Origin of the sequence: Natronomonas sp. (genome assembly GCF_036625485.1) — an archaeon.
Lineage (GTDB): Archaea > Halobacteriota > Halobacteria > Halobacteriales > Haloarculaceae > Natronomonas.
The window spans coordinates 1-6,100 of the sequence record NZ_JAZKTR010000139.1 but is presented as its reverse complement, the minus strand read 5'-3'; the positions used below and the strand labels follow the sequence as shown (position 1 = coordinate 6,100).

Below are 6,100 nucleotides of genomic sequence, written 5' to 3'. Positions count from 1 at the left end.
AGCATGTGATAGACGATGTCGGCGGCCTCGTGGGCCAGTTCGTCGTGGTCGTCGTCCTTGGCCGCGAGAATCAGTTCGGTCGATTCCTCGCCGAGTTTCTCCAGGACCGCGTTCTCGCCTTTCTCGTGGGTAAACAGCGAGGCGGTATAGGAGTCCTCCGGCAGTTCCTCCTTGCGGGATTCGATGACGGCGAACAGTTCGTCGAGGATCTCGTCGGTCGAGGCCTCGCTCATCAGGCCATCACCTCGCGAACGTCGTCGAGGTCGTCGTACTCGTCGGCGGCTTCCCGGCCGGCCTCGAAGACGTCCGCCTCGACCTCGATGTCGGCGTTGGTGCGGGCCGCAAGCGCCAGCGAGTCGCTCGGGCGGGCGTCGACGACGGCCGCCGTGCGCGGCGTCTCGATGTGGAGGTCCGCGACGTAGGTGTTCTCGTCGAGGCCCGAGACGACGACGCGCTCGATGCGGCCGCCGAGTTCCTCCATCACGTCGAGCATGAGGTCGTGGGTCAGCGGCCGCCCGATGTCGGTGGCGTCCTGCCCGCGAGCGATGCTGGTGGCCTCCTCGATGCCGATGAAGATGGGGAGGACGTCCTCGCTTTCCTCGACGCCGAGGAGGACGACCGCCGCGAGCCCGGTGGGGGTCTCGGCGACCCTGACCCCTTCGATGTGTGCGTCCATACGTGCGAAACGGCGCGCACGGCTAAAAACGCGTTCGTCTGCGCGAAAAACCGCGTTCGTCTGCGCGAACCCCCGAGTTCGGTGCGGGCCTGGTGCCCGTTCGGCGGGCTATTCGAAGAACGCTAACCCGTGAATCCGGGAGTCCTCGGTCAGTTCGGGGTGGAAGGCGGTGCCGACGACGTTGCCTTCCCGGACGGCGACGACGCGGTCCTTGGCGGTCGCGAGGACGTCGACGTTCTCGCCGACCTCGTCGACGGCGGGCGCGCGGATGAACACTGCCGGGAAGGGCGAATTTAGTCCTTCGACGTCGAGGTGGGCTTCGAAACTGTCCTTCTGTCGGCCGAAGGCGTTGCGGTCGACGGTCACGTCGAGGATATCGAGGGTGGTGACCCGCTCGTCCTTGGCGTCGCTGCTGGCGACGATGAGGCCGGCGCAGGTGACGAGCATGGGCTTGCCGTCGGCGGCGAACTGGCGAATCTCGTCGTCGATACCCTCGTCTCGGAGGAGTCGGGAGATGGTGGTCGACTCCCCACCGGGCATGAGCAGGAGGTCGCACTCGGGGACGACGCCGGGTTCGCGGATTTCCCGTACCTCGACGGACTCGCCGTGGCGGTCGGCGGCCCGGCGGATGGCGTCGGCGTGTTCCGAGACGTCGCCCTGAACGGCGATGACGCCCGCTGTGAGCATACCGACCCTTGCCGACTGGCGGGCAAAAAGGACTCGAAAGGTAGCGCCGGTATCGAACGCGGCGATTCAGTCGGCGGGCTCGATGTAGACGAACGTGACGCGGTCGTCGGCCTCGCGGAGTTCGTCCTCGACGGCCTCGATGGCACGGTCGACTTCGGCGGGCGAGAGGTCCGTCTCGAACCGTACGTCGCCGGTCACGAGGACCTTCTGGGGGCCGACGAAGGTCGTCTGGAGGTCGTCGACGCCGAGGATGCCATCGCCGTCGGCGACGATCCTCCGGAGGTCCGCTTCGGCCGACTTTTCGAGGCTCTCGCCGAGGATGAGCCGCTTGTTCTCGACGGCCAAGAGCAGGGCGAAGGCCATCAGGAGGATACCGATGACGATCGCGCCGGCGGCGTCGTAGACGGGATTCTCGGTGAAACGGCTGGCGAAGATGCCGATCAGCGCGACGACGAGACCGATCAGCGCGACGGTGTCCTCGGTGAAGGCGGTCAGCGTCGAGATGTCGCTCGTCCGGTCGAAGGCCTCGCGGTAGCCCGACCAGCCGTACTGCTCCATCTGGCGCTGCAGTTCGGCGTTGGCCTTCACGAACGCGTAGGTCTCGAAGGCGATGGCGCCCAGCAGGATGGCCACCGACACCCAGAACGCATCGACCGGCAACGGGATATCGATGGTGTAGCCGAGGAACTCGGCGGCGCCGGCCTCGGTCTCGTGGCCACCGTGGCGAACCTCCTCGATACCGTGTTTGAGGCTCTCCCAGCCCGCGATGCCGAAAAGCAGCACCGACACGAGGAAGGCATAGAAGAACTGCGCCTTGCCGTAGCCGAAGGGGTGGGTGCGGTTCGCCTCCTGCTGGCTGTATTTGATGCCGACCAGCAACAGCACCTGATTGCCCGTATCGGAGATGGAGTGGTAGGTCTCGGCGAGCATGGAGGGGCTTCCCGTCAACAGGAAGCCGAAGAACTTCAGGACGGCGATGGCCCCGTTCGCGAACATCGCGGCGACGACGACGCCAGTACTACCTGCCATACCGCCGACCACTACCCGCCGGGACTAAGGCGTTGGTGTCATGACGCTCCTCGCCGTAGCGGCGGTATGCTCGTCGCCCTCTCGGATACTCACGGCCGCGAGTCGACCCGCCTCGAGGGTCGCACCGCCGAGGCCGTCGACGCCGCCGACCTCGTGATTCACGCCGGTGATTTCATGACCGAACCCGTCCTCGACGCCTTCGAGGCCCGCTGTGCGTTGCGCGGCGTCTACGGTAACAACGCCACCGAACCGGTCCGCGAGCGTCTGCCGGCCGAACGGGTCGTCGACTGGCAGGACCTCCGCATCGCGGTCACCCACGGCCATCGGAAGACCGAGACGGCGCTGTCGATGTTCGCCCGGCAGTCCAGCGCCGACCTGCTCGTGTTCGGCCACTCCCACCGACCGGAGTTCTTGGAGGGAACCGTCCCGATGCTCAATCCCGGCAGTCACGCCGACCCGCGCTGGAACCGGCCGGCACACGCCGAGTTGATGTGGGACGACGCCGGGTTCGCTCGCGGCCGATTGGTCGAACCCTCCGGGGAGGTATTCGAGGAGTTCACCGTCGAACCGCGGGCTGTCGACGAAGCATAACCGCGTGGTATCGGCGAGTCGGTGACTTCAGGGAGCAGGTGTAGTGGAGGAAAGGTGCGCCGAACGCCGATCGGTCGGGCAAGGGTGGGCAAAGCGCCAGCGGGATGGAGGGCCAAAGCGTTCAGCGCACCCGTTCCTACGACGGGTATTGATAAGGTAGCGGCGAAAGGTCAAACCCCGATTTTAGCTATCGAAAATCCACGACCGCGCTACGGTCGGGTTCGAACGTAGGTCACCGCCACGAGGACCGTCAGCACGGTCGCACCACCGAGGAAGAAGGCCACTCCTGGCGGGAGGCCGCCGCCGAGTAGCCCGTCGATAAGCGCAGGCAAATCGAGGGCACCCCCGCCGTCGGCGGCTTCCGTCGCGATTTCGGTCGGGGTCGGTGTCATCGTATCGGCGGCTTCGGTCGCCGGCTCTTCCGGGGCCTCGGTCGGATACGGCGTCTCGGTGGCCGCCTGCGTATCGGCGGCCGCCTGCGTTTCCGTTTCGGCGGGCGTCTCGGTCGACTGGATGCTCACCCCGCCGCCGTCGTCGCCGCCAGTGGGTGTCGGCTCCGGCGTCGGCTCGGGTGTCGGCGTCTCGGTGCCGCCGCCTGCGGGGGCGGCGGTGTCCTCGCCAGCGCGGAGGAGGCTTCGGCCGAACAGTTCCTGGATCGCTACGGCGCCGACCGCCAGCGCGAGGAAGCCGCCGAAGAGTCGCGAAAGTGCCGCCCGAAGGCCGGAGGCGCGTTCCTGTTCGCCGGCGAAGATTACGAGCGGGCTGTCGGCGGGGCCGTAGACGTTCATCTCTCGGCCCTTCTCCGAGTAGGCGGTGCCGACGACCTCGATGGCACCGGCGTCTTCGAGCTTTTCGAGGTGATACTGGGCGTTCTGCAGCGACGTGTCGACGCGGTCGGCCACCTCGCCGGGCGGGGCGGGGTCGTCGTGGAGTTCCGAGAGAAGCCGCCGGGCCGTCGTCGAGGAGAGCGCGGCCATCAGGTCGTCGGCCTCCTCGCTGTCGAGGCCGACGACCCGCGGCTCGCTGTCCGGAGAGACGTCCGGACTGGAGGGCAGGAGGCTCATCGCCAATGGGTTATGAACCCGTGAGCATGAACTTTGTTCCCCGAAACGCCTTTGGGCCGGCGCGGCAACCGCCGACTATGTACCCGCTCGTTTCCCCTGCCGCGTCCGTGGCCCCCCTCGTCGGTGGCTCCGTCTTCCCCGGCGACGTCTCGCCCACGCTGGTCGGCATCATCGTCGTTCTCCTGCTCATCGTCTTCGGCCTCTTCCTGTTCGTCCGCCGCATCCTCCTGAGTTTCACCGAGGGGCTCCGGAAGGGCCGCGAGGGCGGCAAGTAATCCGACGCCGAACCGCCAGCGTCAGCCGCGGATGCCTTCGATACGCCGGATCGCCGATTCGGTCTCCTCGCGGTCGACGTCGAGGTGCGTACAGAACCGCACGACGTTGTCGCCGAACGGGACGCCACGCACGTCCCGCTCCGCACAGCGTTCGAGGAACCGTTCTGCGGGTTCGTCGGTCTCCACGAGGACGATGTTCGTCTCCGGTTCGCGGGCCGTCAGGCCGTCGAGGGCGTCCAATCCAGCGGCCAGCCGCCGGGCGTTCTCGTGGTCGTCGGCCAGTCGCTCGCGGTTCTCTAGGGCGATGAGCCCCGGCGCGGCGATGATGCCGGCCTGCCGCATGCCGCCGCCGAGCAGTTTTCGGACGCGGTGGGCGTCCTCGATGAACGCCTCGCTGCCGGCGAGCATCGACCCGACGGGCGCGCCGAGGCCCTTCGAGAGACAGCACATCACCGAATCGACGTTCGCGACCAGCCGTGAGGTGTCGGTATCCAGCGCCGTCGCGGCGTTGAACAGTCGCGCCCCGTCGAGGTGGACCGACACGCCCCGGTCGTGGGCCGCCTCGGAGGCGGCGTCGATGCGCTCGGCCGCGATGGCGGTGCCACCCTTGCTGTTGTGGGTGTTCTCCAGACAGAGCAGGCCGGTCCCCGGCCGGTGGTCGTCGGCTTCGACGTAGCCTTCGGCGACCGCGTCGGGGGTGATGACCCCGCGCTCGCCGCCATCGATGGTCCGGACCTGTAGCTCCGAGTGCTGGGCCAGCCCGCCGAGTTCCCACTTGTAGATGTGGCTTTCGGCCTCGACCAGCGCCTCCTCGCCGCGCTCGGTGTGGACGCGGGCGGCGATCTGGTTGCCCATCGTCCCCGAGGGCACGAACAGGGCATCCTCCTTGCCCAGCACCTCGGCGACGCGGGCTTCGAGTTCGTTGACGGTCGGGTCCTCGCCGTAGACGTCGTCGCCGACCTCGGCGTCCGCGGCGGCCTCACGCATCCCGAGCGACGGCTTCGTCACCGTATCGCTCCGTAGATCTATCATACCGACATGCGGGCCGCCGCGGCCTTATATGGATTGCTGTAGTCTTTTACCGGTCTCGCCAGTACGGTCGGCGATGACCGGTAAATCGTTACAGCAATCCATATTAGCGGTGACGGGACGGACGCCCGACCGTCCCCTGTTCTCCCCCGACCACGTCCGACTGCCGCCTCGGACCGGCGGTTTTTAACTCATGAGGCGCCGAAGCCCGGGTATGGACGTCAAGTCCCGCCACCACCTCCGGTCGGACGAGATCAGCGAACTGGAGGACGCACTCGCCGAAAAGCTCGGCGTCGACCTCGACGGCGACAGCTACGAGCGCGTCGAGTTCGACGACGTCGACCGCGAGGTCGTCCTCGTCGACGGCGACCCGCTGGTCGCTTCCTTCGACGGCGAACTCTTCCTGACGGTTGTCGGCGCCAACGAACACCCGCCCGAGAACCACGTCGTCACCGTCGATTCCGGTGCCATCTCCTTCGTCTCCGACGGCGCCAACATCATGCGGCCCGGAATTACGGAGGCCACCGACGACATCGAACCGGGCGACCTCGTTATCGTCGTCGAGGAGAACCACGGCAAGGCACTCGCGGTCGGTCGCGCGGAAGCCGCGGGCGATGACATGGTCGGCGATTCCGGAAAAGTCGTCGAGAACCTCCACCACGTCGGCGACGAGCTATACGACTTTCACGTCTAGCCACTTTTTGCACGCTCCGCCGGTCTGGCGCGCTACGGCGCCAGACCCGGCTCCG

Annotated in this window: 9 protein-coding genes; 3 read left to right on the top strand and 6 right to left on the bottom strand. The window is 67.3% G+C overall.

Annotation, left to right across the window (positions count from 1 at the left end; genetic code table 11):
- From hisE to V5A53_RS11945, 4 genes are all read right to left on the bottom strand, one after another.
- On the bottom strand, positions 1–233 hold a 233-nt coding region (gene hisE / locus V5A53_RS11960), incomplete at its 3' end, for a phosphoribosyl-ATP diphosphatase (protein WP_332313844.1).
- Positions 233–676 (bottom strand): bifunctional nuclease family protein, encoded by a 444-nt coding sequence (locus V5A53_RS11955; protein ID WP_332313843.1) that lies wholly within the window; start codon positions 674–676, stop codon positions 233–235. The genes hisE and V5A53_RS11955, both read right to left, overlap by 1 nt.
- Before the next feature lie 108 nt (positions 677–784).
- A complete protein-coding gene (gene pdxT, locus V5A53_RS11950) occupies positions 785–1,363 on the bottom strand; it encodes a pyridoxal 5'-phosphate synthase glutaminase subunit PdxT (RefSeq protein WP_332313842.1) in 579 nt (192 codons plus the stop codon).
- Positions 1,364–1,429: 66 nt separating this feature from the next.
- Positions 1,430–2,392 (bottom strand): cation diffusion facilitator family transporter, encoded by a 963-nt coding sequence (locus V5A53_RS11945; RefSeq protein WP_332313841.1) that lies wholly within the window; start codon positions 2,390–2,392, stop codon positions 1,430–1,432.
- Between the two features lie 66 nt (positions 2,393–2,458).
- On the opposite strand from V5A53_RS11945, the gene V5A53_RS11940 reads away from it, so the two are divergent.
- On the top strand, positions 2,459–2,983 hold the full coding sequence (locus V5A53_RS11940; protein ID WP_332313840.1) for a metallophosphoesterase: 525 nt from the start codon (positions 2,459–2,461) through the stop codon (positions 2,981–2,983).
- Between the two features lie 209 nt (positions 2,984–3,192).
- Here V5A53_RS11940 and V5A53_RS11935 read toward each other — a convergent pair whose 3' ends face one another.
- Positions 3,193–4,047 (bottom strand): ArsR/SmtB family transcription factor, encoded by an 855-nt coding sequence (locus V5A53_RS11935; protein ID WP_332313839.1) that lies wholly within the window; start codon positions 4,045–4,047, stop codon positions 3,193–3,195.
- Positions 4,048–4,124: 77 nt separating this feature from the next.
- Between V5A53_RS11935 and V5A53_RS11930 the strand changes: the two genes are divergently transcribed.
- The gene (locus V5A53_RS11930) at positions 4,125–4,322 is read left to right on the top strand and encodes a DUF7859 family protein (protein WP_332313838.1); all 198 of its coding nucleotides are present in this window, start codon (positions 4,125–4,127) and stop codon (positions 4,320–4,322) included.
- Between the two features lie 21 nt (positions 4,323–4,343).
- On the opposite strand, the gene V5A53_RS11925 is transcribed toward V5A53_RS11930, so the two are convergent.
- On the bottom strand, positions 4,344–5,354 hold the full coding sequence (locus V5A53_RS11925; RefSeq protein WP_332313837.1) for a threonine aldolase family protein: 1,011 nt from the start codon (positions 5,352–5,354) through the stop codon (positions 4,344–4,346).
- Between the two features lie 211 nt (positions 5,355–5,565).
- Here V5A53_RS11925 and V5A53_RS11920 point away from each other — a divergent pair, with 211 nt between their 5' ends.
- Positions 5,566–6,045 carry an RNA-binding protein gene (locus V5A53_RS11920; RefSeq protein WP_332313836.1) on the top strand — a complete coding sequence of 160 codons (480 nt, stop codon included), beginning with the start codon at positions 5,566–5,568 and terminating at the stop codon, positions 6,043–6,045.
- Positions 6,046–6,100 lie beyond the last annotated feature (55 nt).